Annotated in this window: 1 pseudogene; it reads right to left on the reverse strand. The window is 55.4% G+C overall.

Features of this window, described 5'->3' with window-relative positions:
- Positions 1–219 precede the first annotated feature (219 nt).
- Positions 220–505 (reverse strand): annotated as a pseudogene (locus tag GWQ22_RS21815) (transposase); the annotation flags it as partial.

Below are 505 nucleotides of genomic sequence, written 5' to 3' on the forward strand. Positions count from 1 at the left end.
AAGGGATTTGTGCTGCTGACGTTGGTGGTAAACAACGTGAAATTCAAGGACGGAGTACAGGTGCTGGATGAGTCAGACAGGAATGCCGCCTGACCGACTCCATACACCAGATTTGACAATAGCTCGCTGGATGAGTCAGACAGGAATGCCGCCTGACCGACTCCATACACCAGATTTGACAATAGCTCTCAACGTCATGCTGATTGTTTGCGGCTGGCCCAGCGCCAGATACAGCGATTTGTTGCTTACCCGCTGGTTCTCGCGGATCTTCAGCACAATGCAGTCCAGATAGACGATGGGATAGAGCGGATCCAGCGGCCGGTTTTGCCATTCGTGGACCTGCTCGATGACGCGTTCAGTCACCTTCGATACCAGCCCCGCCGAGATGTCGGCGTCATACATCTCTTTGAACGCGTCAACGATATCCCGGGTGCTCAAGCCCTTGGCGTAGAGGGCGAGGATCTGGTCGTCCATCTGGGTCAGGCGGGACTGGCCCTTGCGGACA

Source organism: Aeromonas sp. 1HA1, from assembly GCF_029237385.1.
GTDB classification, from domain to species: domain Bacteria; phylum Pseudomonadota; class Gammaproteobacteria; order Enterobacterales; family Aeromonadaceae; genus Aeromonas; species Aeromonas popoffii.